Here is a 25,766-nt window from a genome sequence, read left to right as displayed (position 1 = left end):
ACATGTTAAAAACAGTTTCTCTACTAGTCGTGGTTATCAACGTGGTGATTATTATTACCGCGGGGGCTGGTTAGTGCTGTTCGAAAAGTATTAGCAAAAAGCCCCCCGCACTGAAAAGTTCGGGGGGCTTTTTCGTTTTAGGGCCAAATTCAAAGACAAAGGGCAATGGGCAAAACAATGACAGGCGCACAATTGGTTATAGACATGCTGGTAAAACAAGGGGTGAGTTCGGTATTCGGGTATCCGGGTGGAGCCATCATGCCGATTTACGATGCGCTGTACGGTGCGCCGCTGAAGCACTACCTGACGCGTCATGAGCAAGGCGCCGGGTTTGCGGCAGTTGGTTACGCCAGAAGCACCGGCAAACTGGGCGTGTGTTTTGCCACCTCAGGGCCGGGTGCCACCAATCTGATCACCGCACTGGCTGATGCCATGATGGATTCGGTACCGCTGCTGGCGATCACCGGCCAGGTACCCACTGCCGCGATTGGCTCCGATGCGTTCCAGGAGGTCGATGTACTGGGCATGTCACTCTCCTGTACCAAACACAGCTTTATGGTGGAGCGCGGCGAAGATCTGGCTGAAGTATTACAGCAGGCAATGCATATCGCTCAGTCTGGCCGCCCGGGCCCTGTATTAGTGGATATCCCAAAAGACATTCAGCAAGCGCAGGTGCCTTTTCATGCCTGGCAGGCCGAGGCATATCAGCCAACCCCGTTGTCGAGTTTTGAGCTGGACAAGGCCAATGCACTTTTGGCGCAGGCGAAAAAGCCAGTTGCCTATGTTGGTGGCGGTGTCCATAGTGCAGATGCGCAGGCCGAGCTAATGGCCTTTTTGCAGCGCACGCAGATGCCTGCGGTGTCGACGCTTAAAGCACTGGGTAGCGTCAAGCCTGACTATGCGTATGACCTGGGGATGCTTGGAATGCATGGTGGTCAGGCGGCGAACCTGGCGGTGCAGGAGTGCGATTTGCTGGTGTGTATCGGTGCGCGCTTCGATGACCGGGTGACGGGCAATCTGGCAAAATTTGCCGCCGCCGCCAAAGTGATCCACCTGGATATTGACCCGGCTGAAGTGGGCAAGCGCAAACCGGCTGCGGCTTCATTGATCGCGGATTTAAAAGTTTCATTGCCTTTATTACAGGGCGAATTGGCACCGGCACCCTGGCGGGCGCATATCAGCGCACTGGCCGAACAACACGCCTGGCGTTACGACTACCCCGGCGACAAAGTGTTCGCCCCTTATCTGCTCAACCGCTTGAGCCGTTTAATGCCAGACAGCGGTGTGGTGTGTTGTGACGTGGGCCAGCACCAGATGTGGGTCGCGCAACACATGCGCTTTAGTCATCCAAGTAACCACCTGAGCAGCGGGGGAGCAGGCACTATGGGCTTTGGTTTACCGGCAGCCATCGGCGCGCAGGTTGCCCGGCCTGATGACATGGTGATCACGGTATCCGGAGATGGCTCGATCATGATGAATATTCAGGAACTGGCCACCATACGACGTAACAACTTGCCGGTTAAAATCGTTATTCTGGATAACCAGCGTCTGGGCATGGTACGCCAGTGGCAACAGCTCTTTTTTGATGGCCGCTACAGTGAGACCAACTTGTCAGACAACCCTGACTTTGTGCAGCTCGCTGCGGTGTTTGGTATACCGGGGCAGACCATCACCCGCGCAGATGAAGTTGATGGTGCGATCGATGAATTACTGGCCTCGACCGGGCCTTATATATTGCATGCCTGTATCGATGACAAAGAAAACGTCTGGCCTTTGGTACCGCCGGGCGCTGCAAACCATGAAATGCTGACGCAAACGCAGCAGCAAAGTTAATTTTACTTCCTTTGACGGAGCGAACACCATGAAACACCAACTCACCGTAGCGGTAAACAACCAGGCCATCGCAGTCGAGCGTTTTTTGCGCGTCGCCCGTCATCGCGGGTTTCGCCTGACCCAACTTGAGCTCCAGGGCCACGAAGAGTTATTTCACGTCAAAATGACGGTAGATAGTGACAAACCTATCTATCTATTGACGTCACAATTAAATAAGCTGGTTGAAGTGCAGTCAGTCGATCTGCACACACTACAGCAGGCAATATAATAAATAAGGTTTTAAGTAATGACACAAACTTCACAATACATTTGGCACAACGGCGAATTGATCCCTTATGAGCAAGCAACCACGCATGTGCTCAGTCACGCCATTCATTATGGGAGCTCCGTATTTGAAGGGATCCGCGCGTACGATACGCCAAAGGGTCCGGCTATTTTCCGTCTTAAGGATCATATTCAGCGTTTATTTGATTCAGCCAAAATTTATCGCATCGAGATCCCTTTCACTCAGGAAGAGATCATGCAGGCGTGTAAAGACGCGGTGGCTAAAAACGGTTTCACCAATGCTTATCTGCGTCCTTTTGCCTTTTTAGGCCATGTGGGTCTGGGCGTTCATCCGAAGTCACACCGCGCGGAAGTGACCGTGGCGGCAATGGAGTGGGGCGCGTATCTGGGTGAAGGCAGTCTGGAGAACGGCGTGGATGCATGTGTGTCTTCATGGCAGCGCCTGGCACCTAATACCATGCCAACCGCAGCCAAGGCGGGGGGGAACTATTTATCCTCGCAGCTGATCACCGCAGAAGCTAAGCGCCACGGCTATGTTGAAGGCATCGCACTGGATGTTAACGGTTATCTAAGTGAAGGCGCCGGTGAGAACCTGTTCGTGATCCGCAAGGGCATTATCTATACCCCGCCAACCACCGCCAGCATTTTGCCCGGTTTAACCCGTGACACCATTATGCATCTGGCCAAAGCCCGTGGCTATGAAGTCAGAGAGGAGCCTATCGCCCGTGAAGGTCTGTATCTGGCGGATGAGTTCTTTATGGTGGGCACGGCGGCCGAAGTGGTACCGGTACGCAGTGTGGATCAAATTCAGGTGGGTGATGGCCAACGCGGACCAATCACCGCCGAACTTCAGCAGGCTTACTTTGATCTGGTGAAAGGGCAAAGTGACGATCCGCAAAACTGGCTGGATTACGTCAACGAATAACACCAGTACATTAACGTATACACGCCGGACCGGCAGGTCCGGCAATGAATTTTTGGAATGAGGAAAGCCGTTGCCAGATGGGGCAGCGCAAACTGGAAAAAGGGGTCAACATGGCAAAGTTACGCAGCAAAACAACCACTGAAGGCAGACAACAAGCAGGTGCCCGCGCACTATGGCGCGCCACCGGGATGACCGACAGTGATTTTCATAAGCCCATTGTGGCAGTGGTGAACTCGTATACCCAGTTTGTGCCCGGGCACGTGCACCTCAATCAACTCAGCGAGCTGATGGCCGATGCCATCCGGGATGCCGGCGGTGTGCCGCGCGAATTTAATACCATTGCCATCGATGATGGTATTGCGATGGGCCACGGCGGCATGTTGTATTCTTTGCCATCACGTGATCTTATCGCCGACTCGGTAGAATACATGGTTAATGCCCACTGTGCCGATGCCATGGTGTGTATTTCAAACTGCGATAAGATCACCCCGGGCATGCTGCTGGCGGCACTGCGGCTGAATATCCCGGTGATCTTTGTCTCGGGTGGTCCGATGGAAGCGGGCAAAACGCGCCTCGCCGACATCGACATCAAGCTCGACCTTGTTGATGCCATGGTCAAAGGCGCGGACCCCAGTGTCAGCGATGAAGACTCAGACAAGGTGGAGCGCTCAGCGTGTCCAACCTGTGGCTCCTGCTCAGGCATGTTTACCGCCAACTCCATGAACTGTTTATTAGAGGCACTGGGCCTGGCATTACCGGGTAATGGTACTACTCTGGCCACCCATGCCGATCGTCGCTTCTTATATGAAGGGGCTGCAAAGCGCATCATGGCGTTATGCGATGAGTATTATGGCAAAGACAATGAGGCTGCACTGCCGCGTAACATTGCTAACCAGGCCGCGTTTACCAATGCCATGACCCTGGATATTGCCATGGGTGGCTCATCTAACACGGTATTGCACCTGCTCGCGGCTGCCATCGAAGGTGGGGTCGAATTTGATATGGCCGACATCGACCGCTTATCTCGTACCACGCCTTTCTTATGTAAGGTGGCACCGGCAACCCAGCAGTATCATATTGAAGACGTTCACCGCGCCGGTGGCATTATGGCTATTCTCAATGAACTGGCCAAAGCCGATAAGCTCGACCTTGGAGTGGGACATGTGGCAGGGGGCACACTCGGTGAGGTGATCAAACGCTGGGATGCCACGGATCCCAATAATGAACGTGCACAAACCTTCTATCGTGCAGGTCCTGCGGGCGTACGCACCACACAGGCGATGAGCCAGGAATGTCGCTGGGACGAGCTGGATCTGGATCGCGAGGGCGGCTGCATTCGCAGTGTTGAACACGCGTTTCGTCAGGATGGCGGACTGGCAGTACTGACCGGCAACCTGGCGCTGGATGGCTGTATCGTGAAAAGTGCCGGGGTCGATGATGACATGCTGTGCTTTGAAGGTCCGGCCGTGGTATTTGAATCTCAGGATGATGCCGTAGAGGGGATCCTTGGTGGCAAGGTGAAAAAGGGCGATGTAGTGGTGATCCGTTACGAAGGGCCCAAAGGCGGACCGGGAATGCAGGAAATGCTCTATCCGACCAGCTACCTCAAATCCATGGGGCTGGATAAAGACTGTGCCTTGTTAACCGATGGCCGCTTCTCCGGTGGTACGTCTGGCCTGTCGATTGGCCATGCCTCGCCAGAGGCCGCCAGTGGTGGCGCGCTGGCATTGGTAGAAAACGGCGATATCATTCGCATTGATATTCCTGCGCGCAGCATCGATGTATTACTGGATGCACAGCAGCTGCAAGCACGTAAAGAGCAGCAAGATGCCCGCGGTAAAATGGCTTATAAGCCACTGGATCGTCAGCGTTATGTCAGCCCTGCTCTGAAGGCTTATGCTCTGTTAGCAACCAGTGCAGATAAAGGTGCGGTACGCGATTTCGAGAAGCTGGAGGCATTGAGTTAATCATGGTGGCAAAAGAGCTCGATTATTTTCGTGCTGTTGTGCAGGCCAATGTCTCGCCACTGGTCCGGGAAACCGAGGTCAGTGAGTTGAGCGGGCTTTCCGCCCGGCTCGGACATCATGTCTGGCTCAAGCGCGAAGATCAGCAACCCGTTTATTCCTTTAAACTGCGTGGCGCTTTTAACAAGCTTAGCAAACTACCGGCAAACAGCCTGGTGGTAACGGCGTCCGCTGGCAATCATGCTCAGGGGGTGGCATTAAGTGCCGCTCATCTGGGGCATCGCGCGGTCATTGTTATGCCGGTGACCACACCGGAGATCAAAGTCAATGCGGTGCGTAGCCAGGGGGGCGAAGTGGTACTGCATGGTCATCATTTTGATGCCGCGCAGGAATATGCGCAGTCTTTGTGCCAGTCACAGGGCGGCGTGTTTGTGCCACCATTTGACGATAAAGACGTGATCATAGGTCAGGGCACGGTGGCGCGTGAATTGATGCAGCAGCTCCATCAGCTGGATGCGGTATTTATTCCCGTTGGCGGCGGCGGTTTACTGGCGGGGATGGCGGTGTATATAAAATCATTGCGTCCGGAGATCCGCGTGATTGGCGTGGAAGCACAAGAAAGCGCGTGTCTGAAAGCGGCGATGGAAGCCGGGCATCCGGTCGAGCTGGAGCGGGTTGGCAGTTTTGCAGACGGCGTCGCGGTAAAGCGCATTGGCAGCGAAACCTTTCGCCTGGCCGAGCAGTTTTGTGATGAGGTGGTTACAGTCAGTGCCGACGAAATCTGTGCCGCAGTTCAGGATATTTTTGTTGAAACCCGGGCCATTGCAGAGCCTTCCGGTGCTTTGGCTACGGCCGGGCTTAAGAAATGGTGCGAAGCCAATAATGAGCAGGGACTCACCCTGGCATCGGTATTGTCCGGGGCCAACCTCAACTTTGATCGCTTACGGTATATTGCCGAGCGCACGGCGCTGGGTGCACGTAGCGAGGCGTTGCTGGGCGTAACTATAGAGGAATCCAAAGGCAGCTTTAAACGCTTTTGTCATGCCCTGTCGGGCCGTGCGATCACTGAGTTTAACTATCGCTATGCCGGTGGTGATACCGCGCAGATCTTTGCGGGAGTTGGGTTACGTGGTGGCGAGCAGGAATTGCAGGAGCTTAAAGCCAGTCTGAGCGAGGCGAATTACCAGTTTACCGACTTGTCCGACAACGAGCTGGCCAAGTTACACATTCGTTATATGGTCGGCGGCAAACCGCCGGTTGCACTGAGTGAGCGGCTGTTTCGCTTCGAATTTCCAGAATATCCGGGTGCACTAGCGCGCTTTTTGGAGACCCTGGGCAGCAACTGGAACATCACTTTGTTCCATTATCGAAATCACGGGGCAGCGCAGGGCAATGTACTGGCTGCATTTGAGCTCAGTGCACAAGACCGGGCGCGCTTTGATGAGCACCTGCAACGTTTGGGTTACCAGTATCAGGAAGAAACAGATAATCCGTGTTTTAAACAGTATCTTCAGCACGATATGCCACAGGCGGATCGTCGCGTCAGCTAACTTTGCATTGTGTCCGGTGCCTTCTATAGTTGTAACAAGACAGGCCCGGGCGCGTACCACAATGAATTACTCCCACTTTATCCTGGCCATTGCGTTGTGCAAGAGCTGTGCGCTGAGCGCATTGGAAGAAGTGACACTGCAACTTAAATGGACCCATCAGTTTCAATTTGCCGGTTACTACATGGCCCAGCATAAAGGCTTTTTTCGTCAGCAGGGACTGGACGTAAAAATTGTGCCTGCCGATCAGGATAATCCGGATGAGCAGTTTAAAGTGCTGTCGGGACAGGCCCAGTTTGGTGTGACCCACTCGGGCATTTTGCAGCAACGCTTGCTGGGCAAGCCGTTGGTGGCGCTGGCTGCGATTTTCCAGTCTTCTCCCTATTGCTGGATGGTCCGTGCCGATAGCGACATCTATGTCCCCAAAGACTTTGTGGACAAAAAGATCAGCCACCTTGGACGCGTTGAGGGGGCTGAGCTGGTGGTGATGCTGGAGCGGGCCGGGATAGATGTGTCACGCCTGCCATTATACGCCGGACTGGAACCCATCAAAGACTTTGTTGCCGGGCGTTTCGATGCGTTGCAGGTGTATATTTCTAATGAACCCTTTAAGCTGGCGCAGCAGGGGGTGGCTACCCGGCAGATCTGCCCTAAGCATTTTGGCCTGAACGTCTATGCCGATATCTTATTTACCTCCGAAGATGTGCTGAATTACCGGCCTGAAACCGTTGCCCGGTTTCGTCGCGCGTCCTTACAGGGCTGGCGCTATGCCATGAGCAATCCCGATGAAGCACTGGCGGTCACTCAGGCTGAGTATGCGACAAGCAAAAGCATCGCGGCGTTGGCCAATGAGGCCGATAAACTGATGCCCTTTATCAAAGCGCCGGGGATTGCACTGGGTGCCATGTCGCAGGCGCGCTGGTTGTGGATAGCTCAGCTTTACCGGCTTGATCTTGCTCACTTTCACGAACAAAAACATCAGTTTATATATACCGAGCCAGATCAGGAAGAAACCAGCTGGTCATGGATGCTGACCTTAGCGGTGATAGTGGCGGTGATTTGTGTGCCCATGTACATACACCTGATTTTTTTCCGCCGCCGGCGTTTTACCCTAAAATGACGGTCAGTGCTTTGCGCACAGGGCGCGAACGCATACAATGAGCGCCCTTTGTTTCGTTCGGTGCCGGTGACTTGTATGCGCAGTTCCTTTCATTCTCAGTTTTTAGCCCTGGATGCCCTGCTTGCGGACACCCGCCAGTACTGGCAGTTGCTGGCCTTCGATCATACGGATATTCCCTGGCCTGAGCTCAAAAGTGCTTTGTTGTCGCTAAGCGATGAACAAGTGACGGCACTGGACCATGAGCCCGCTGATTTACTGGCTTTTTTACGGCCCCATATACCGGCATTAGCAACGCTGCCAGAGCTGACAACCCTGGCTCAGGCACAAGCGAGTCGTCCAGAGTTTCCGTTCTGGCTCAGTAATGGCATCAAAGGCCGTAAACTGACTCAGTTACAGGACTTTGTTGCCCACGTTTATCAGGCAAAGCGCCCGGTACTGGAGTGGTGCGCCGGGAAAGGTCACCTGGGCCGGCTGCTGGCTTATCTGGGCGCTGAGCACGTCGACAGTGTGGAGCTACAGGCAGCTTTGTGTCAGCAAGGGCAGCACAGTGCTGAGCAACAAAAGCTGGCGATGACCTTTCATTGTGCCGATGTGCTCAAAGATCCCGTTGCGCACTATTTTAAACCACGCCAGCAGGCTGTGGCACTGCATGCGTGCGGCCGTTTGCATCAGACTTTTATGGCAGAGGCGTGCGCTGCGGGGTGTGAGCAGATCAGTTTGTCGCCCTGTTGTTATCACCTGTTTACTGAGCCCACTTATCAGCCAATGAGCGACGTTGCGGCGCACAGTACCTTAGCCTTGTCACACAGTGATATGAAACTGGCGCTGCAGGAAACCGTGACGGCGCCCGGCAGAGTGGCCAAAATACGCAAGCGGGAAGTGCAGTGGCGACTGGCCTTTGATGCGCTGCGCCGCGATGTTACTGGTGATACTCAGTACCTCAGTGTGCCGTCAGTGAATAAGGCGATTTTTTCTGGTGCCTTTGTTGATTTCTGTCACTGGGCGGCTGAGCAAAAACAGCTAAACTTACCGGCACGCTTTGATGCGGACCATTATCTGGCGCAAGGGCGGGCAAGACAGCGCATCACGGAGCGCATTGAGCTGGTGCGTCATGCCTTTCGCCGTGCCATTGAATTGTGGCTGGTGCTCGACAGGGTGTTATATCTTGAACAGGCCGGGTATGATGTCAGCCTCTCAGAATTTTGTCATAAATCACTGACACCCAGAAATATCTTGATCCAGGCGACACGGTGTCAGTCAGCAGAATAAGGAATAGCCATGTGTCAGTCTGACAGCCAGCTGCAACACTTGCTCAATAACAATCGCCAGTGGGCGAAACAGACTCAGACCAATAATCCGGAGTTTTTTGCCAAGCTATCGATGCAGCAGAATCCTAATTATTTGTGGATCGGCTGCTCCGATTCACGGGTACCGGCTAACCAGATTGTCGACTTAATGCCGGGGGACTTGTTTGTTCATCGCAATGTGGCCAATGTGGTGGTGCATACCGACCATAATTGTTTGTCTGTAATGCAGTATGCCATTGAGGTGTTGAAAGTCGAGCACGTGCTGGTGGTAGGTCACTATGGCTGTGGGGGTGTTCGTGCGGCTTTGGAAGATGCCCGCTTAGGCCTGATAGATAACTGGCTGCGCCATGTTGGCGATGTCAAAGAAATGCATCAGGCGATGCTCAACGAGATACAGCCGCCGCAGCGCTGCGATGCTCTGTGCGAGCTCAACGTGATTGAGCAGGTACGCAACGTATGCCGAACCAATGTGGTGCAGGATGCCTGGGCGCGGGGCCAAAAGTTAATCATTCACGGCTGGGTGTATGGCCTGGCCGATGGCCTGCTCAAAGAGCTGAATACTCAGATAGAGCGTGAAGAGCAACTGGCAGCGCACTACGAGCGGGCCCTGGTGGACCTGGCCAAGCGCTACCAGTTGTAGCAATGACTATTCTGGCTGGTTGTTATCCTGAGCGGCCAGCTTTGCCTCTAATTCGGCCACTTTGGCTTCCAGTTCAGTCAGCTTTTCACGGGTTTTGATCAGCACTTTGCTCTGAATATCAAACTCTTCACGGCTGACAAAATCCATCTCTGCCAGTTTATTCTGAATGGCTTGTTTGGTTTTGCTTTCAAAGGTATCTGCCAGGTTTTTCACACCTTGTGGCATGTTACTGGAGATCTGCTTGGCGATTTCTTCAATTTTTGCTGGGTTGATCATGGGCTGGCCTCTAAGCTTGATTATAGTCTCTATCTTACCTAAAGCGGTCACCGGTTAAAAGCGCTTGGGATCCACTTGAGCATTACGGTAAACTTAGCAGCTTATTGACTAAAGGTGATCACAGAATATGAAACTGAACCCGAAACAAGACGAAGCCGTTAAGTATATCAGCGGACCCTGTCTGGTACTGGCCGGTGCCGGCTCTGGTAAAACCCGGGTGATCACCAACAAAATAGCCTATCTGGTGCAAAAATGTGAGTACAAGGCGCGCAACATTGCGGCAGTGACCTTTACCAACAAGGCTGCCAAAGAAATGCGCGAGCGGGTATCGCAGACACTGGGCAAACAAGAAGCCAAAGGGCTGTGGGTCTCGACCTTCCATACCCTGGGACTGGAGATCATTAAAAAGGAAGTGAAAACGCTGGGCTATAAGCCGGGCTTTTCTCTATTTGATGATCAGGATACCCATCAGTTGCTGGCTGAACTGACCGAAAAAGAGCTGGATCGTGACAAAGATCTGCTTAACCTGCTGAAAATGCAAATTGGTAACTGGAAAAATGAACTGATCCAACCCGAGCGCGCCATTCGTGAAGCTGGTGAGGCGCAAAAAGCGCTTTTTGCCCAGCTTTACGCCCGCTATCAGACCCAGCTCAGAGCCTATAACGCACTCGATTTTGACGATCTGATCATGATCCCCACTTTGTTGTTAAACAGTTCCGTTGAAGTGCGCGAGCGCTGGCAGGCGCGTTTTCGCTACCTGCTGGTGGATGAATATCAGGATACCAATACCAGCCAGTATCAGCTGGTAAAGCTGCTGGTGGGGGAGCGTGCCCGCTTCACTGTGGTAGGGGATGACGACCAGTCCATCTACTCATGGCGCGGTGCCAAGCCGCAAAATCTGGTGCTGCTGAGCAAGGATTTTCCGGGGCTGCGCCTGATAAAACTAGAACAAAACTACCGCAGTGCCGGGCGGATCCTGAAGGCGGCGAATATTCTGATCGCCAATAACCCCCATGAGTTCGACAAAAAACTATTCAGTGAGCTGGGGTATGGGGATCCACTGCGGCTGATCCCAACCCGCGATGAAGAGCATGAAGCCGAGCGGGTGGTGGCGGAGATCATTTCCCATAAGTTTATGAAGCGCACCAGTTACAAAGACTACGCCATTTTGTATCGGGGTAACCATCAGGCCCGGGTATTCGAAAAAGCCCTGATGGCCAACCGCATTCCTTATAAGATCAGTGGCGGTATGTCGTTTTTTGCCCGCAGTGAAATAAAAGACATCATGGCGTACTTGCGCCTGCTGGTGAATCAGGACGACGACAATGCGTTTTTGCGTATCGTGAATACCCCGCGTCGTGAGATCGGGCCGGTGACGCTGGAGAAACTGGGTAGCCTGGCCAATGATAAACATATCAGTTTGTTTGCTGCCTGTTTTGAACCTGAGCTGCCGCAGCGCCTCAGTGGCCGTGGTCTGAATGCCCTGATGGGATTTGCCCGCTGGGTCGTGGAGCTGAGCGACAGGGCCACCCGCGGAGATACTCTGGAAGCCGTGAAGGACATGGTACGGGAGATCAATTACGAAGCCTATTTGTATGAGTCGTCGCCCAGCGCCAAAGCCGCCGAAATGCGTATGAAGAACGTGTCTGAACTGTACCGTTGGATCAGCGACATGCTCACGGGCGATGCCGACAATCCAGCTATGACCTTGCCCGAGGTGGTCAGCAAATTAACGCTGCGCGATATGCTGGAGCGCAATGAAGAAGAAGACGACAGCGATGCGGTGCAACTGCTGACCTTGCATGCCTCGAAAGGACTGGAGTATCCACATGTCTTTATGGTCGGTATGGAAGAAGGTTTGTTGCCGCACCAGACCAGCATCGACGAAGACAATGTGGAGGAGGAGCGTCGTCTGGCCTATGTGGGCGTGACTCGGGCGCAGCAGACGCTGACCATGACCTACGCCAGGAGTCGTCGTCAGTTCGGTGAGCAGATCACCCCGGAACTTAGTCGTTTTGTGCAGGAAATGCCGCAAGATGACATTCAAAGTGAGGGCAAAAAGCCCGTACAGTCACAGGCTGAGCGCATGGAGAAAGGCCAGGCCCGGGTGGCCAATCTGCGGGCGATGTTAAAACGTTAAAGCGGCAGCGATTCGTGTGTGGTGGCCGGATCGTTCTGGCTGGCCCCCGACAAGCTTTGTTGCTTGCCAAAAAACAGGCTCAGTCCGTGACGTTCCAGCAGGCTTCTGAAATTTAAAATGGCCGGACCCTTGGCGATCACCTGAATGGACTTCAGCGCCGTGACCGCCAGGATCCCCTGGAGCTGAACGTCATAGCTGTTTTGTTGCAAGACCCGCTTGCTGAACGTTGAACTAAGCAGCAAATATTTAAACTCAATATGACTGAGCAGCGCCAGATCGCAGCGATCTTTGGCAAAGTCATTCAGGCCAACCGCAACCCCCAGGCTGCACAGCTCTTTGAGGTTTTCCAGCTGCATACTCGACGCGTAGCGGATCTCACTTTCATCAAACAATAAACACAGGTTGCTGGCGCGCTGGCTGAGTAATTGTTTAAGCTCGCCAAAGGTGGTGCTTTCCAAAATGGCACAGGAACAGGCAAACAGCACATCGGCAGTTTGCGCTTTGCCGAGGTTTGTGGCCTGCTCGAGTGCCTGACCCAGCAGCTGCATTTCGATTTTTAGCTGCTCATCTTTGGCAGCAGCAAATTTTTTGAGAATGTCGAAGCTGGTGCTGCCCAGGACCGGGTGTTCGCCGAACGCCTCTAGCATCACAATATGCTGGCCATGATTGGCCATATTGACGATTTCGGTACTGCGAAAGTGTACCGGCAGGGCACTGAGATGATGATATTCCGTTTGTTTGCTTTGGGTGCTGGCTGCGCTGAGCAGTGGATGATAAAACTCGTAGCGCCCGCGGCCGGCATTTTTGGCGTAATACATAGCCGCGTCGGCATCACGGATGATCTCATCGGTATTTTTGTAGTCTTTGTTGCTGTAGGTAATACCAATACTGGCGCCACTTTGCATGCAGACGCCCTTCATACAAAACGGCTGCTGCATCACTCTGATCAAACGTTTGGCAACGTCTTCTGCCTGCTGGCGATCGCTCAAATGATCCAGCAGGATCACAAACTCATCACCGGCCAGACGGGCCAGTAAGTCGTGCTCACGAATACATTCCGAAAAGGCTTTACTGACCCAGATTAAGAACTGGTCGCCCGCCTGGTGACCCAGTTCATCATTGATGTCTTTAAATTTATCGAGATCGATAAATAAAACGGCAAAGTTATTGTCCGGGTAACGCTGGTACTTTTGTAAGGTTTTTTCCAGCTGAGTTAGAAACAGTAAACGGTTTGGCAGCGTGGTCAGCGGGTCATGGTGGGCATCATGATACAGCTGCTGCTCAATCTTTTTTCTTTCTTCGATTTGCATCTGTAAATGCAAATTGGTCTGGCGCAGCTCTTTGGTTTTTTCCGCAACTCTATGTTCCAGCTCCAGGTTGCTGGCCTTGAGTGCTTGATTGGCCAAATGGGTTTGTAAAACCGAGGCAATTTGGTTCGAGACAAATGAAATTAATTCAACATCTTCGTGATTGTATTCGTACTCATGGTTATAGGCCTGACAGGCGATAAGACCAATCACTCCTTTTGCCGTTTTCAGCGGGGCGCCCAGCCAACTGGTGGCGGCATTTTGTAGCTGATAATTGTCGGGTCGTTTGACAATTTCATTGTCGATCAGTACTTGCGCCCGCTTAGTGTCGATCAGCTGGCTGCGCTCAGTGGTGATCACCAGCTCACTGTAGCCATTGGCAAAGGGCCGTGGCTTGTACTGGGTCATTTCATCCACGCTGTACGGAAAGGTGAGCCAGTTAGACGCCTTGTCATGTAGCGCAATAAACAGGTTATCGGCAAAAGTAATGGAGCGCATGATCTGGTGAACTTGCTGGTATACATCGTCTATGTCGCTGAATTGCGTTGCCAATTCTGCAATCTTAAACAGGATCTGTTGTCGTTCCAGTGCCCGTTTACGCTGCTCAATTTCGGTATTGAGCGCTTCGTTACTCTGCATCAGAGCACGGGTTCTAATTTTAACTTCAGACTCTAACAGCTCGCGCTTTTTGACGCGCTCAATGGCGGTTGCCAGATACAAAGACATGACTTCGAGCAGCTCAACTTGTTGCTCACTGTAATGCTCATCCGCCGCATAGTTTTGCGATACCATAACGCCAATGATGGTTTTTTCGCGGAAAATAGGCACGCCTACCCAATGCTCAGCCTGGGTACCCAATGCCTTAAACAGCCCCTGTGCACTCATGTGCTCCATTTGCTGGCGGTTCAGATACAAAGTTTGTCGGTTTTTAAAAACGTAGCCCGTTATTCCCTGGCTGAAGTGGTTCGCCTCGTGCAGAGGGACCGAAATACCATCTTTTTCGTCAACAAAATAAGAAAGTTCCAGCCCCTGTGTGAACTGGTTTTGTAACACCACATAAAAGCTTTTACTAGGCAGGTATTGTTCTAAAATGCTGTGAATAGCGGGATATAGCAGCGTCAACTCCGCCACTGTGCTGGCCTGCTCTGATAACTGGATCAGGGCATGCTGCAGGTGTGAGTTTTGTTTGTATTTTTTCAGCAAGGACTCTAAACGGCGGTTCTTTCGAGTCAGTTTGCGAACTAAGACGCTGGGATCTTCCAATGATGAAACCAAGAGTTATTATTGTCTATTTATTGTTCTTATATTTTCACTTTTACAATGAGGGGTCAAGTGCAAAATTTTAATAACAATATGGTGATAATTGTCGTGAATTTTGCGACAAGACACGTCATTGAAGGGGATGTGTTATTCACCCCCATGCGGCGATTATTTACTTAATCATGAAGTCGATGGCTGCCGCAATTTCGTCATCGCTACAGTCCATACACGTACCGCGAGGTGGCATGGCATTGAAGCCATTGATCGCGTGGTCAAGTAGTACGTCTTTGCCTTTAGCAATACGAGGTGCCCAGTCATCAGCTGTTTTAGGTGCACCTAGCGCGCCTGTGCCATGACAAGCGAAACAGGAGGCCTGATATACTTGCTCACCAGTACGTGGGCCAGTTGGGGCAGCGGCAGCAGTATCTTCGGCACCCGCCAGGTAGACAGAGCCTACAGGCTCAAGACGCTTTTTAATCGCTTCTTCAGTTAAAGAATTGTCGAATGGCTGTGCGATTGCCGCAGTAGATAGCAATAACAGTGCTGCTGAAAGTTTCTTCATTTACCTTGCTCACTTCAAATTGAACGTGATCTATCACGATGGATGACGGAATTAAGCCGATTATAACGTCACCAACTAATTTATAAAACGTAAACTTGATTATAAGCGACTAAAAAATAAAATTTATTGCGTTAGGGCAAAAAATCACAGGGTGAAGGGGAAGAATTTTTGCAGCTGTGGTGTTTTTTCGAACAATAGAATAGGCGGCGTGATGCCGCCTTATTTTGCGTTACGCCAGTTCAATGAGTTTTTGCACGGCTTTTTCAATACCGGCTGATGCTTCACTGATAGAGCCTGCCAGCATATAGGCCGGTGTGCTGATCACTTTATGCGTGTCATCGACAACAATGTCAGACACGCCACAATTGATATGGCTGGCACCTATAGCCTCAACGGCCTGAGCTGTGGCTTCGTCATTGCCTATCGTCGCCAGTGTTCCTTTAGCATGAATGTGGCCAATCAGTGCCGGGGCAATACATAAATAAGCAATAGGCTTACTTTGTTGATGAAAAGCCTGACATTGTTCTTTGACTGTTGCCAGTATGCTGGACTGTGCATCCTTAAAGGCAAAATCAGAAAGGTTTTTCGCCACACCAAAACCACCTGGCAAGATCAATGCGTCAAATTCACTGGGATCCAGTGTGGCCAGATCTGCGACTTCACCGCGTGCAATACGCGCCGCTTCTACCAGCACATTGCGCTGCTCGTCCTGCTCTTCTCCTGTGAGGTGGTTGACTACATGGTGCTGTTGAACATTCGGCGCAAAGCACTGATAACGCGCGCCGAGGCGTTCAAGGTGCAGCATAGTCAGGACAGATTCATGGATCTCAGCACCGTCAAAGACGCCACAACCGCTTAAAATGATCGCTACTTGTTTCATCGGGATCTCCCTTTAAGGTCTTTAATTTTCGATATATGCAATTTTGTCATTACGTGAGTTAGAAAAAAATCTAAAGGATCTGCTTTGATCTTTGATCGTTTGTGTTAGTATACGCGTCCGCTTGAGAAAAAGCGGTGAATTTATAGCCATTCAATTGCAGGCTGTAAACTGACTCCAAAGTCACTGTCCACAATCTTAGCTTAAAGCATATAAAAGAGTAAAAAGAAATTTCCTTTTATATTCAGTGTTTTAAATGTCTCTCCTAGACTTCTTTTTGAAGTGTGGGCCGATAGCGCGTGTTTATCTACAAAGTTATCCACAGGCCATCCCCATTTTTCATGGGCTGTTTTGGATTGTGTCAGACTCGTTTTATTCCCGCCCTTATGGCATGCTAACCCAGATTTAAAACTTCCAATTTTAGGATCCCAATAACTATGTCTCAGATCCCTGAAAATCCGCTGATCCTGGTCGATGGTTCGTCGTATTTGTTTCGTGCCTATCATGCGCCACCGCACCTGACCAACTCCAAAGGAGAAGCCACAGGCGCCATTTACGGTGTCATCAACATGCTGAAAAGCTTGCTCAAGCAATATCAGCCCAGCCATATGGTAGTGGTGTTTGATGCCAAAGGGCCGACTTTCAGAAATGAGATGTACAGTGAATATAAAGCACATCGCCCACCGATGCCGGATGATCTGCGTACGCAGATAGCCCCGATCCACGATATTATTCGTGCGATGGGCCTGCCGCTGGTCAGTATTGAAGGGGTCGAAGCAGATGATGTCATTGGTACCTTCTCGCGCCTGGCATCAGAGCAACAAAGGCATGTGCTGATCAGCACGGGTGATAAAGACATGGCACAGCTGGTCAATGAGCATGTCACGTTAATCAACACCATGACTAACACCATTTTAGATCCGCAGGGCGTAGTGGATAAGTTTGGTATCGGGCCCGAATTAATCATCGATTATCTGGCGCTGATGGGTGACAAAGTGGATAACATCCCGGGTGTGCCAGGCGTGGGTGAAAAAACCGCGCTGGCCATGTTGCAGGGACTGGGATCGATTGACGATCTTTATGCCAATCTGGATAAAATTGCTGATCTGGGTTTCCGCGGCTCAAAAACCATGGCGAAGAAACTGGCAGAGCACGAGGCGCAACTGAAGTTATCCTATGAGCTGGCAACCATCAAACTGGATTGTGAGGTTGAGCAAGACCTGGAACAATTCAAGATCCAGGAAATGGACAAAGATCAGTTGATTGAGCTGTATGGCCAATGTGAATTCAAACGCTGGCTGGCAGAGCTGCTGGATGGTAAGAGTGCGCCGGAAACGGCTGCAGACACAGAGCAGGACTCTGTGGTCACGCCACCGGTTGAGGTGGACTATGAGACCATTTTAGAGCGCGAACAACTGGATCGCTGGCTGGATAAGCTGCGCGAGGCCGAGCTGTTTGCCTTTGATACCGAAACCACCAGTCTGGATTATATGCAGGCGGAGTTGGTTGGTATGAGCTTTGCGGTCGCTGCCGGCGAAGCGGCCTACCTGCCGCTGGGCCACGATTATGTGGGCGCGCCCGAGCAGCTCGACAAGCAGCTGGTGTTTGAGTTGATTGGCCCTATTCTGGCAGATCCTCAGTATAAAAAGGTCGGTCAAAACCTGAAATACGACAAGAGTGTGCTGGCCCGAGCCGGGCTGGAACTCAACGGCATTGCCTTTGACACTATGCTGGAGTCTTACGTATTTAACAGTGTGGGCACGCGCCATGATATGGACTCGCTGGCACTGAAATACCTGGGACATAAAAATATCAGCTTTGAAGAGATAGCCGGTAAAGGTAAAAACCAGCTGACCTTCAATCAGATTGAGCTGGATAAAGCCGCGCCCTATGCGGCTGAAGATGCCGACATCACTTTGCGTTTGCATCAGCACCTGTGGCCGCAATTACAGCAGCACCCCACTTTGGTAAGTGTGTTTGAAGACATCGAGCTGCCACTGGTCAGCGTGCTTTCTGAGATTGAGCGCACCGGTGTTAAAATCGACAGCGACATGCTGGCCACGCAGAGCCACAACATTGAAACGCGCCTTAAAGAGCTGGAGCAGGAAGCGTTTGAGCTGGCTGGAGAAGAGTTCAACCTCAGTTCGACCAAGCAGTTGCAGGCGATCCTGTTCGACAAGCTGGAACTACCGGTGTTAAAGAAAACGCCTAAAGGTGCGCCATCGACGGCAGAAGAGGTGTTGCAGGAACTGGCCCATGATTATCCGTTACCTAAACTGATCATCGAGCATCGCGGCCTGGCTAAGCTGAAATCGACCTATACCGATAAACTGCCTAAGATGGTAAACGAGCAGACCCAGCGTGTGCATACCTCGTATCATCAGGCGGTGACCGCCACAGGTCGTCTCAGCTCCACCGATCCTAATCTGCAGAACATTCCGATCCGCAATGAAGCCGGACGCCGGATCCGCCAGGCATTTATTGCCGATCAGGATCATGTGATCATGGCGGCGGACTACAGCCAGATTGAGCTGCGGATCATGGCGCATTTGTCTCAGGATGCGGGCTTACTCAAGGCTTTTGCTGAGGGTAAAGATGTTCACAGCGCCACGGCCAGCGAAGTCTTTTCAGTGCCACTGGAAGAGGTCACTTCCGATATGCGTCGCAAGGCCAAGGCGGTCAACTTCGGACTGATCTACGGTATGAGTGCCTTTGGCCTGGCCAGACAGCTGGATATTCCGCGCCACGAAGCACAGCACTATATGGATAAGTACTTTGAACGCTTCCCGGGTGTGCTGGAGTATATGGAGTCGACCCGAGAGAAAGCCGCAGAGCAGGGCTATGTTGAAACCCTGTTCGGCCGTCGTTTATATTTGCCAGACATCAAGGCACGTAACGGTGCGCGTCGCAAGGCGGCTGAGCGTGCTGCTATCAACGCCCCGATGCAGGGCACAGCTGCAGACATCATTAAAAAGGCGATGATCAAAGTAGCCCAGTGGCTGGCAACGCAGCAGGACAGTGATATTAAACTGCTGATGCAGGTACACGATGAGCTGGTCTTTGAAGTCAAAGCCGACAAAGTGGCGCAGTACAGTGAGCATATTTGTCAGTTGATGAGCGAGGCAGCCGATCTGGATGTACCTTTATTGGTTGAAGCGGACTATGGTGACAACTGGGAGCAGGCGCATTAATTTGCACTCTGACTGAAAAAGAACACGGCTTCGGCCGTGTTTTTTATTGCCCGAAATCCAGTAATGACGGGCCCTGCAAATGTGTCAGGTGTAACTGAGAGGTAAAAAATCGCAGCCGGATGTTTAAAAAATATCAAATTGGCGCATAACTTGCTTTTGATGGTTTATTTCGCCTGGGTGATTTGTTACAGTGCGCGCGTCCTCTTCCTGTAGGACATCCTGTTGATGATGTATCTCTCCTTGTGAAGATACAGTGTATTGATAGCTTCTCCCCAGATTGCTATAACGGCTCGCAATGTGAATGGTGCGAGCCGGTTTTTCTCCCTCTTACTCGAATATATCCCAAGCACCATGTCAGGCCAGTATTAGGCGCTATGTCGTTGCATCCGTTCTAGGTATGCAGGTAATATGACCACTTTCATTTTCAAGGAATTCGTCATGCTTAAACCTCTTCTTTTTTCTGTTCTTGGCTTATCAGCTCAGTTTGCCCAGGCATGGCAGCTGGATGCAGCGCACAGCGATGTGAGTTTTACCTCCATCAAAGCTGGCAGCGTTGCTGAAAATCATCACTTTAAGCAGCTTGCTGGCACCATTAATCCTGCCGGTGAGCTGGATTTAAGACTGGATCTGAGCAGCATTGAAAGCCTGATCCCCATTCGCAACGAACGCATGCAAAAAATGCTGTTTGACGTCGCTAAGTTTCCTGAAGCGAAGATCACTGCCAATGTGAGCCAGCACCTCAAGGCGTTAAAACCCGGCGTGCAGATCATTCGTCAGGTTCCGGTGACACTGTCATTGCATGGTCAGGTTGCAACACTCAACGTGGATCTGGTGGTGAACAAAGGTGCTCAGCAACTTCAGGTGACACCACTGCGTGCTGTGCTGATCAACAGTCGTGATTTTGGTTTAGATTCTGGCATTGAAGCGCTGCGCAAAGTGGCAGGCCTGAATACCATTGCCACCGCGGTGCCTGTTACGTTCAACCTGGTGTTCAGTGAGTAACACTGAGGCGCTGATCGCCCACTATGTGACGCAGCATGCGCCTACCGGGCGCTGGCATGCCCACGAATGTGGGGTCGGCGCGTTTGCCATCGATGCACAGGGTCGCTGGTTTCACGAAGGCACTCCCATAGGCCGTGAAGGCCTGGTGAAACTACTCGCCAGTGTATTGTGCTACGAGCAGGGCCAGTATCTGCTCAAATCTCCGTCCGAGACTTGCCCGGTGGAGGTCGCCGACAGCCCGTTTGTGATAGTCGCCTGGCAATACTGTGAGCTGGCTCCCACACTCGGCCTGGGCGAGACACTCATTGCACAGGACAATCTCGGGCGTTTGTGGCCGGTGTGTGGCGAGTTTCCCCTGGTGCTTAAATCCTACCAAGGTCAGTCAGTGCCCTATTTGATGCTCAATTATGGTTTGTCGGCTCGGGTTGGCCGTTCGGTCTACTATCAATGGGCTGAGCTGGCGCAAAGCCAGGGTGAAGCGTTTGTGTTAACGTCGGCAGATACGCCGTTTGTGATTGGCTAGGCTGCGCCAGCGACGCAGCCTGAGGTGTCTACTACTGCTCAGAAGGGCTGTCCTGCTCTGCCTCTTCTTCTTTGACATACGGTCCCAAAAACCAGTCATCCAGCTGCCAGGCCAGTTCTTTCAGACCCAGTCCTTTTAAAGAGGAAAACGCGTGTACGGTAATGTCGGCATTCAGCTCTGCCAGTGCTTTACGCACCTGTAATACTTCGGCTTTGCGTTTGCCCTGCTTGAGCTTGTCGGCTTTGGTTAACAGTGCCAGTACTGGAATATCACTGCCTGCGGCCCAGTTAATCAAATCCATATCCAGGTCTTTAAGCGGGTGACGGATGTCCATCAGTACCACAATGCCTTTCAGGCTTTGGCGCTTTTGCAGGTATTCGCCCAGCGACTTCTGCCATTTCTTTTTCATTTCCAATGGCACTTTTGCAAAGCCGTAGCCCGGTAAGTCAATCAGGCGCTTGTCTTCGTCGAGCGAAAACGTATTAATGAGCTGAGTACGGCCCGGCGTTTTACTGGTGCGCGCCAGCTTTTGATCGGTCAGGGCATTCAGTGCACTGGATTTCCCCGCATTGGAGCGTCCGGCAAACGCAACTTCAATACCGGTATCGGCGGGTAATCGGGAAATATCTGGGGCACTCGTTACAAACTGAGCACGGTTATACGGCATGCGGGATTTTAGCACTTCGACTCCTCAAGGGGATTGATCTCATTATTGTCTATTTTATTATACTTGGTTGCTAAAGCAAAAGCCGATAAAATCTGCACCTTGGGTGAGTTTTTACGCTATGTCCTGGAGAGGAAACTTAATCCAGGTCAAATCCCTATAATTTATGGGCTTAATGTGAGCAGAAAACGTGCCAGAGAAATTAATATCGTGTAGAATGTAGCAATTGCAACGTAAAACTCGAGTCCGTTGACTTTGTCAGTGCCAATTGGTGCACATTTAGCAAGCTTGGTCAGTCGGTCTCAAATAAGATTTGCCCACGCAGTAAAAGAAACGAGGCTTTTTCGGCTGGGGTCAAAATTACAGGGTCGGAAACAGAGAATTTACCATGAAAAAAATAGCATTAACTTTAACTATGTTGCTAGGGTCCTTGTCAGCCAGCAACGTCGCGGCATTTGATGGCGATGCGCAAGCAGGTAAAGCAAAGGCTGCAACTTGTGCGGCGTGTCACGGTCCGGATGGCAATGCTCCTGTTACTATGTATCCGAAAATCGCTGGTCAGCATGCGGATTATATCTACAAGCAACTGCAAGAGTTCAAGCTAGGTATGACCTCAGGTGGTAAAGAAGGTCGTATGGACCCTGTGATGAGCGGCATGGCTATGCCACTGTCGGATCAGGATATGAGAGACTTATCTGCTTACTTTGCGTCTTTGCCAATGTCGTCAGGTACTACACCTGAAGATGTGGTTGAAGCGGGTCAGAAACTTTACAAAGCCGGTGATGCTGAGCGTGGTATTCCGTCTTGTGCTGCATGTCACGGTCCACGCGGTAACGGTACGTCTCTGTCTAAGTTCCCGAAAATCTCATTCCAGCACCCTGAATACATCAAGGCGCAGCTTGAAAAGTTCCGCAGCGGCGATCGTAACAACGATCCAAACGGCATGATGGGTGACATTGCGAAGAAACTGACCGACAAAGACATTGAAGTATTATCTAAATACTTAGGTGGTCTACACTAAAGTCGTATAGATACGAAATAAACCCAGTGTAAACTCTGGGTATTGTAAAAAAGGCAGCAACCAGGCTGCCTTTTTTTGATCTGGTCATGTGAGATATATCTCAATGTCTCTGTGAGATATATGCTTATAGTCGATGTAGGAATTGACTTAATTTCATCCAGCGTTCAGTTGTAACCCTTTGTAATAAAATTGATTTAATGTTGTTCTAAAATATTCAGGTAATAATTTTGTTATTGTTTAGTTGTAACTGTTTCAGATCGGCGTAGATTATTCGTTGTCGCCAGATAATACAAAAACAGGGACAATTCGTATCGGAAGCGTCGGTGGCAAGATTAGGTATTCTCTTTGAATACGCAGGATGACCAAGAAAGTGTCAGGAAGACCGAAAATAAAAAATGCATTGGAAGTTTGATAACAATAACAATATGGAAAGTGTTCACGGAAGTGACAATAAAAACAAAACGGAAGATACCACAATAAAAATAATAATGACTTAAAAGTCGAAGGGAGAAGTGTCCAGTTTGTGACGCTCAGATTAGTAAGCGGTAGAGAGCAATCTCTGCCGCTTTTTTATTTGTGTGCATATTTGTTCACTAATTGATTGCTGTTACAATACGGCCTTTAAGGCATTTCGGTTTATCTCAGTTGCAAAATCCACAGTCATGGCGTTGCGGCCTTTGTGAAGGCGACTCACTGACGCACTACCATCAGGACAAATTCAGAGACTACTGGCAGTGTCAGTGTTGCAAGCTGGTGTCTGTCTCCCCCGAGCAGCGATTAAGCGCTGAGCAGGAAAAAGCCATTTACGACAGCCATGAGAATGATCTGATGGATCCCGGCTATCGGCGATTTTTATCCCGGCTGGCTGAACCACTGTGTGAGCGCTTGACGGCGGCTCAATCCGGCCTGGACTTTGGCTGCGGGCCGGGGCCACTGTTGGCCAAGATGCTGAGCGAAGCGGGCCATCGGATGGCGCTATATGATTTATACTATGCCAATGATCCCAAAGTGCTGGATCAGCAGTATGACTTTATTACCTGTAGTGAAGTGATAGAACACCTGGCCCAGCCTGGTAAAGTGCTGCACCAGTTGCTGGCCATGCTCAAGCCTGGCGCACCATTGGCATTAATGACTAAGCTGGTAATAGATCCAGCACGTTTTGCAAACTGGCATTATAAAAACGACCAAACCCATATCGCGTTTTTTAGTCGTGAGACGTTTGCCTATATTGCAGAGCAATTTAATACCCAGGTTGAAGTGATAGGCAATGATGTCATCATTTTGACTAAGCGATAGTACAGAATGAGTAAAGACTAGTATGACCAGAAAGAAGAAATCCCGTAAGGTGGGCAACATCGGCACACCAAGGCTAAGCAAAGAGAAACTTCAGGAGCTGAGAGCGCTGAAAGAGCAGCGCAACAAAAAGCACAAAGGTAAAAAGCCGGGCTCACGTAATGCACAAGAAGCCAAAGTGGAAGAGAGTAAGACTTCGGGTAGCAAGAAGGATCCGCGTGCGGGCAGTAAAAAGCCGGTTGCGCTGGTACCTCAGCCACAGCAGGCCAGCGAGCCTAAGCTCAATCGTGACCTCAAACCTCAGGTGGAGCTGAAGAAGGTCGCGCCAGTGGCATTAACGCCGGAAGAAGAGCTGCGCCAACTGGAAAATGATGAGCGTCTGATGGCGCTATTAGAGCGTCATGAGCGTGGTGAGCTATTAACGGGCAAAGATGCTAAGTACTTCAATAAGTCGGTGGCACGCCATCAGGAGTTATGTGAGTTACTGGGCATTGATGATGAGTTCGAAGAAGCTGATATGCCCCAGGAAGATGAGCTGGATCAGTGGATGAGTAATGATCTGGCCAATGAGTGGTTAACAGACGAAGACGAGGAGCGTTAAACTATGTGGATAGCCGCGATTGTGGTAGGCGCGTTGATCATCGCCGGTCTGGCATTTTACGCCGGCAAGCTGCTGTGGCAGCTTAAAGTACAGAAAGACACGATTGCAAAATTGCAGCAGGAGCAAAAAGAAAAGCTGGCACGCTCTCGTCAGGAGCGTAATGCCAAGCTGTCCGATAGTATCAACCTGATAGCCAAAGCAATGCAGCAAAAGCAGTGCGAGTACTCTGAGGGCTGTTTGCGGGTGTGGGTGCTGATGTCTCAGTATAGTTTTGATGAAGAGGTAGAGTTGAGTCAGAGCTATCCTGGCGTGCACGAAATGTACGAGGAAGTCAAAGAAATGCCGACCCATGAAGCTCGCAAAAAATACAGCAAGAAAGAGATCTATAAGATGGATGCGCAGCGCTGGCGTGCTGAAGAGCGACTGGAAGCGCAGATCCTGGAAGATTGCGAAAAGCTGTTGAGCCGGTTTAAGCCGCTGCCAGGCAGCGAAAACGTGGTGTTTCAGTAGCTAAATAGCAGGCTTCACCGGGCGCGCGCAGCGCGCTCTGCTTGCCAGGTGGCGGGTGAAAACCCCGTCACCAGCATAGTTCCACCTAACACCAAGATCATCCCTCCCAGTGTATTGATCCCAACCTGTTCATCTAATACCAGATAGCCCCATACAATGCCGAACAGGGGAATTAAGAAAGTAACCGAAAGCGCAGAAGCCGCACCTACGTCTGAAATTAAGCGAAAATACAGTAAGTAAGCAATGCCAGTACAGATCACGCCCAGTGCAATAACGGCAGAGATCTCCGTGCTATCTGGTACTGCCCGCATGGGTATAAAAGGGAGTAATGGCACCAGCCAGACAACGGCGGCCCACATGCTGCCATGGGCATTATCAAACGCGGCGATCTGTGGCGCGTTTTTAGCATAGTTACTCGCTACACCGTAACTCACAGCGGCCAGTACACCTGCCAGGACCGGCCAGATCAGCGCTTCTGAGACAAAGGTCTGGTCCCAGCCAACCAAGATGATCACGCCACATACCCCCAGCACCATGCCGATCAGGGACTTCACTGAAAGAGGTGTTCGGTGCCAGAAAAAAGCGATCAAAGCACCCCAAATGGCAGCCGTAGCGTTTAAAATTGCCAGCATAGAGACTGTCAGGGTTTGTGCCGCATAGGCAAAGAGCACGAAAGGCAGCGCAGTATTGAGAAATCCCAAAATAAAAAAGTGCCGGGTGTGGGCGCGAAAATGCAGAGTTCGCTTCAGGTACAAGGCTATCACGAGCAAAGCAAGTGCAGCAAAGCTCACTCGGAATTCGATCAAGTAAGCCGGTCCAAAGGTCGGCGCGGCAATACGCATAAACAAAAATGAACCGCCCCAGATTGCAGCCAAACAGATCAAACGTAAAAAACTGGGTAAAGTCATCATCTTCTCT

The 25,766-nt window shown here is 51.1% G+C and carries 22 protein-coding genes; 16 read left to right on the top strand and 6 right to left on the bottom strand.

From position 1 onward, the window contains the following. Nucleotides 1-177 precede the first annotated feature (177 nt). The 8 genes from ilvG to can all read left to right on the top strand — a co-directional run bounded on the left by ilvG (nucleotide 178) and on the right by can (nucleotide 9,621). Nucleotides 178-1,833 carry an acetolactate synthase 2 catalytic subunit gene (gene ilvG, locus C3B51_RS03620; protein WP_130244200.1) on the top strand — a complete coding sequence of 552 codons (1,656 nt, stop codon included), beginning with the start codon at nucleotides 178-180 and terminating at the stop codon, nucleotides 1,831-1,833. A gap of 28 nt (nucleotides 1,834-1,861) precedes the next feature. Beyond that, the gene (ilvM, locus tag C3B51_RS03615) at nucleotides 1,862-2,101 is read left to right on the top strand and encodes an acetolactate synthase 2 small subunit (protein WP_010383772.1); all 240 of its coding nucleotides are present in this window, start codon (nucleotides 1,862-1,864) and stop codon (nucleotides 2,099-2,101) included. 18 nt (nucleotides 2,102-2,119) lie between these two features. Next, nucleotides 2,120-3,043 (top strand): branched-chain amino acid transaminase, encoded by a 924-nt coding sequence (locus tag C3B51_RS03610; protein WP_046006110.1) that lies wholly within the window; start codon nucleotides 2,120-2,122, stop codon nucleotides 3,041-3,043. A gap of 110 nt (nucleotides 3,044-3,153) precedes the next feature. Continuing rightward, nucleotides 3,154-5,010, top strand: a complete 1,857-nt coding sequence (gene ilvD / locus C3B51_RS03605) for a dihydroxy-acid dehydratase (protein WP_130244237.1) — start codon at nucleotides 3,154-3,156, stop codon at nucleotides 5,008-5,010. 2 nt (nucleotides 5,011-5,012) lie between these two features. After that, a complete protein-coding gene (gene ilvA, locus C3B51_RS03600; protein WP_130244199.1) occupies nucleotides 5,013-6,557 on the top strand; it encodes a threonine ammonia-lyase, biosynthetic in 1,545 nt (514 codons plus the stop codon). Between the two features lie 61 nt (nucleotides 6,558-6,618). Then, nucleotides 6,619-7,674, top strand: a complete 1,056-nt coding sequence (locus tag C3B51_RS03595) for an ABC transporter substrate-binding protein (protein WP_125716961.1) — start codon at nucleotides 6,619-6,621, stop codon at nucleotides 7,672-7,674. Between the two features lie 75 nt (nucleotides 7,675-7,749). Continuing rightward, complete coding sequence (locus tag C3B51_RS03590; protein ID WP_130244198.1) at nucleotides 7,750-8,943, top strand: methyltransferase; 1,194 nt, start codon at nucleotides 7,750-7,752, stop codon at nucleotides 8,941-8,943. 9 nt (nucleotides 8,944-8,952) lie between these two features. Next, nucleotides 8,953-9,621: a carbonate dehydratase gene (gene can / locus C3B51_RS03585; RefSeq protein ID WP_130244197.1), complete on the top strand. Its 669-nt coding sequence runs from the start codon at nucleotides 8,953-8,955 to the stop codon at nucleotides 9,619-9,621. Between the two features lie 6 nt (nucleotides 9,622-9,627). Here can and ubiK read toward each other — a convergent pair whose 3' ends face one another. Beyond that, nucleotides 9,628-9,897 carry a ubiquinone biosynthesis accessory factor UbiK gene (gene ubiK / locus C3B51_RS03580; RefSeq protein WP_125716964.1) on the bottom strand — a complete coding sequence of 90 codons (270 nt, stop codon included), beginning with the start codon at nucleotides 9,895-9,897 and terminating at the stop codon, nucleotides 9,628-9,630. Nucleotides 9,898-10,024: 127 nt separating this feature from the next. Here ubiK and rep point away from each other — a divergent pair, with 127 nt between their 5' ends. Next, nucleotides 10,025-12,037 carry a DNA helicase Rep gene (rep, locus tag C3B51_RS03575; RefSeq protein ID WP_046006104.1) on the top strand — a complete coding sequence of 671 codons (2,013 nt, stop codon included), beginning with the start codon at nucleotides 10,025-10,027 and terminating at the stop codon, nucleotides 12,035-12,037. Here the strand turns inward: rep and C3B51_RS03570 are convergent. From C3B51_RS03570 to elbB, 3 genes are all read right to left on the bottom strand, one after another. Then, complete coding sequence (locus C3B51_RS03570; RefSeq protein WP_130244196.1) at nucleotides 12,034-14,607, bottom strand: diguanylate cyclase domain-containing protein; 2,574 nt, start codon at nucleotides 14,605-14,607, stop codon at nucleotides 12,034-12,036. The two genes, rep and C3B51_RS03570, sit on opposite strands and share 4 nt — an antisense overlap. Before the next feature lie 169 nt (nucleotides 14,608-14,776). Next, nucleotides 14,777-15,166 carry a c-type cytochrome gene (locus C3B51_RS03565; RefSeq protein ID WP_125716966.1) on the bottom strand — a complete coding sequence of 130 codons (390 nt, stop codon included), beginning with the start codon at nucleotides 15,164-15,166 and terminating at the stop codon, nucleotides 14,777-14,779. Nucleotides 15,167-15,395: 229 nt separating this feature from the next. After that, nucleotides 15,396-16,046 (bottom strand): isoprenoid biosynthesis glyoxalase ElbB, encoded by a 651-nt coding sequence (gene elbB / locus C3B51_RS03560; protein WP_130244195.1) that lies wholly within the window; start codon nucleotides 16,044-16,046, stop codon nucleotides 15,396-15,398. 434 nt (nucleotides 16,047-16,480) lie between these two features. Between elbB and polA the strand changes: the two genes are divergently transcribed. From polA to C3B51_RS03545, 3 genes are all read left to right on the top strand, one after another. After that, a complete protein-coding gene (gene polA, locus C3B51_RS03555; protein WP_130244194.1) occupies nucleotides 16,481-19,234 on the top strand; it encodes a DNA polymerase I in 2,754 nt (917 codons plus the stop codon). Nucleotides 19,235-19,672: 438 nt separating this feature from the next. Then, nucleotides 19,673-20,236, top strand: coding sequence for a YceI family protein (locus tag C3B51_RS03550; protein WP_125716969.1), 564 nt, complete (start codon nucleotides 19,673-19,675; stop codon nucleotides 20,234-20,236). Continuing rightward, nucleotides 20,229-20,759 carry a DUF1285 domain-containing protein gene (locus C3B51_RS03545; protein ID WP_125716970.1) on the top strand — a complete coding sequence of 177 codons (531 nt, stop codon included), beginning with the start codon at nucleotides 20,229-20,231 and terminating at the stop codon, nucleotides 20,757-20,759. The genes C3B51_RS03550 and C3B51_RS03545 overlap by 8 nt, the downstream gene beginning before the upstream one ends. A gap of 31 nt (nucleotides 20,760-20,790) precedes the next feature. Here the strand turns inward: C3B51_RS03545 and yihA are convergent, their stop codons facing one another. Then, on the bottom strand, nucleotides 20,791-21,441 hold the full coding sequence (gene yihA / locus C3B51_RS03540; protein ID WP_125716971.1) for a ribosome biogenesis GTP-binding protein YihA/YsxC: 651 nt from the start codon (nucleotides 21,439-21,441) through the stop codon (nucleotides 20,791-20,793). 370 nt (nucleotides 21,442-21,811) lie between these two features. Between yihA and C3B51_RS03535 the strand changes: the two genes are divergently transcribed. From C3B51_RS03535 to C3B51_RS03520, 4 genes are all read left to right on the top strand, one after another. Further along, on the top strand, nucleotides 21,812-22,444 hold the full coding sequence (locus C3B51_RS03535) for a c-type cytochrome (protein WP_046006096.1): 633 nt from the start codon (nucleotides 21,812-21,814) through the stop codon (nucleotides 22,442-22,444). 645 nt (nucleotides 22,445-23,089) lie between these two features. Further along, the gene (locus tag C3B51_RS03530) at nucleotides 23,090-23,740 is read left to right on the top strand and encodes a class I SAM-dependent methyltransferase (protein WP_130244193.1); all 651 of its coding nucleotides are present in this window, start codon (nucleotides 23,090-23,092) and stop codon (nucleotides 23,738-23,740) included. Nucleotides 23,741-23,762: 22 nt separating this feature from the next. Further along, nucleotides 23,763-24,338 (top strand): Der GTPase-activating protein YihI, encoded by a 576-nt coding sequence (yihI, locus tag C3B51_RS03525; protein ID WP_125716973.1) that lies wholly within the window; start codon nucleotides 23,763-23,765, stop codon nucleotides 24,336-24,338. 3 nt (nucleotides 24,339-24,341) lie between these two features. Continuing rightward, a complete protein-coding gene (locus C3B51_RS03520) occupies nucleotides 24,342-24,848 on the top strand; it encodes a DUF2489 domain-containing protein (RefSeq protein WP_125558816.1) in 507 nt (168 codons plus the stop codon). Between the two features lie 14 nt (nucleotides 24,849-24,862). Here the strand turns inward: C3B51_RS03520 and C3B51_RS03515 are convergent, their stop codons facing one another. After that, nucleotides 24,863-25,756 carry a DMT family transporter gene (locus C3B51_RS03515; protein ID WP_130244192.1) on the bottom strand — a complete coding sequence of 298 codons (894 nt, stop codon included), beginning with the start codon at nucleotides 25,754-25,756 and terminating at the stop codon, nucleotides 24,863-24,865. Nucleotides 25,757-25,766: the final 10 nt, after the last annotated feature.

The sequence above is a fragment of the Pseudoalteromonas rubra genome (assembly GCF_004212645.1).
Classification (GTDB): Bacteria; Pseudomonadota; Gammaproteobacteria; order Enterobacterales; family Alteromonadaceae; genus Pseudoalteromonas; species Pseudoalteromonas rubra_G.
The sequence above is the reverse complement of the archived record's forward strand: the minus strand, read 5'-3'. Positions and strand labels throughout refer to the sequence as shown.

Coding starts and splice junctions, on each gene's coding strand:
- ilvG (WP_130244200.1), top strand. CDS start 178: ATGACAGGCGCACAATTGGTTATAGACATGCTGGTAAAACAAGGGGTG.
- ilvM (WP_010383772.1), top strand. CDS start 1,862: ATGAAACACCAACTCACCGTAGCGGTAAACAACCAGGCCATCGCAGTC.
- C3B51_RS03610 (WP_046006110.1), top strand. CDS start 2,120: ATGACACAAACTTCACAATACATTTGGCACAACGGCGAATTGATCCCT.
- ilvD (WP_130244237.1), top strand. CDS start 3,154: ATGGCAAAGTTACGCAGCAAAACAACCACTGAAGGCAGACAACAAGCA.
- ilvA (WP_130244199.1), top strand. CDS start 5,013: ATGGTGGCAAAAGAGCTCGATTATTTTCGTGCTGTTGTGCAGGCCAAT.
- C3B51_RS03595 (WP_125716961.1), top strand. CDS start 6,619: ATGAATTACTCCCACTTTATCCTGGCCATTGCGTTGTGCAAGAGCTGT.
- C3B51_RS03590 (WP_130244198.1), top strand. CDS start 7,750: ATGCGCAGTTCCTTTCATTCTCAGTTTTTAGCCCTGGATGCCCTGCTT.
- can (WP_130244197.1), top strand. CDS start 8,953: ATGTGTCAGTCTGACAGCCAGCTGCAACACTTGCTCAATAACAATCGC.
- ubiK (WP_125716964.1), bottom strand. CDS start 9,897: ATGATCAACCCAGCAAAAATTGAAGAAATCGCCAAGCAGATCTCCAGT.
- rep (WP_046006104.1), top strand. CDS start 10,025: ATGAAACTGAACCCGAAACAAGACGAAGCCGTTAAGTATATCAGCGGA.
- C3B51_RS03565 (WP_125716966.1), bottom strand. CDS start 15,166: ATGAAGAAACTTTCAGCAGCACTGTTATTGCTATCTACTGCGGCAATC.
- elbB (WP_130244195.1), bottom strand. CDS start 16,046: ATGAAACAAGTAGCGATCATTTTAAGCGGTTGTGGCGTCTTTGACGGT.
- polA (WP_130244194.1), top strand. CDS start 16,481: ATGTCTCAGATCCCTGAAAATCCGCTGATCCTGGTCGATGGTTCGTCG.
- C3B51_RS03550 (WP_125716969.1), top strand. CDS start 19,673: ATGCTTAAACCTCTTCTTTTTTCTGTTCTTGGCTTATCAGCTCAGTTT.
- C3B51_RS03535 (WP_046006096.1), top strand. CDS start 21,812: ATGAAAAAAATAGCATTAACTTTAACTATGTTGCTAGGGTCCTTGTCA.
- yihI (WP_125716973.1), top strand. CDS start 23,763: ATGACCAGAAAGAAGAAATCCCGTAAGGTGGGCAACATCGGCACACCA.
- C3B51_RS03520 (WP_125558816.1), top strand. CDS start 24,342: ATGTGGATAGCCGCGATTGTGGTAGGCGCGTTGATCATCGCCGGTCTG.
- C3B51_RS03515 (WP_130244192.1), bottom strand. CDS start 25,756: ATGACTTTACCCAGTTTTTTACGTTTGATCTGTTTGGCTGCAATCTGG.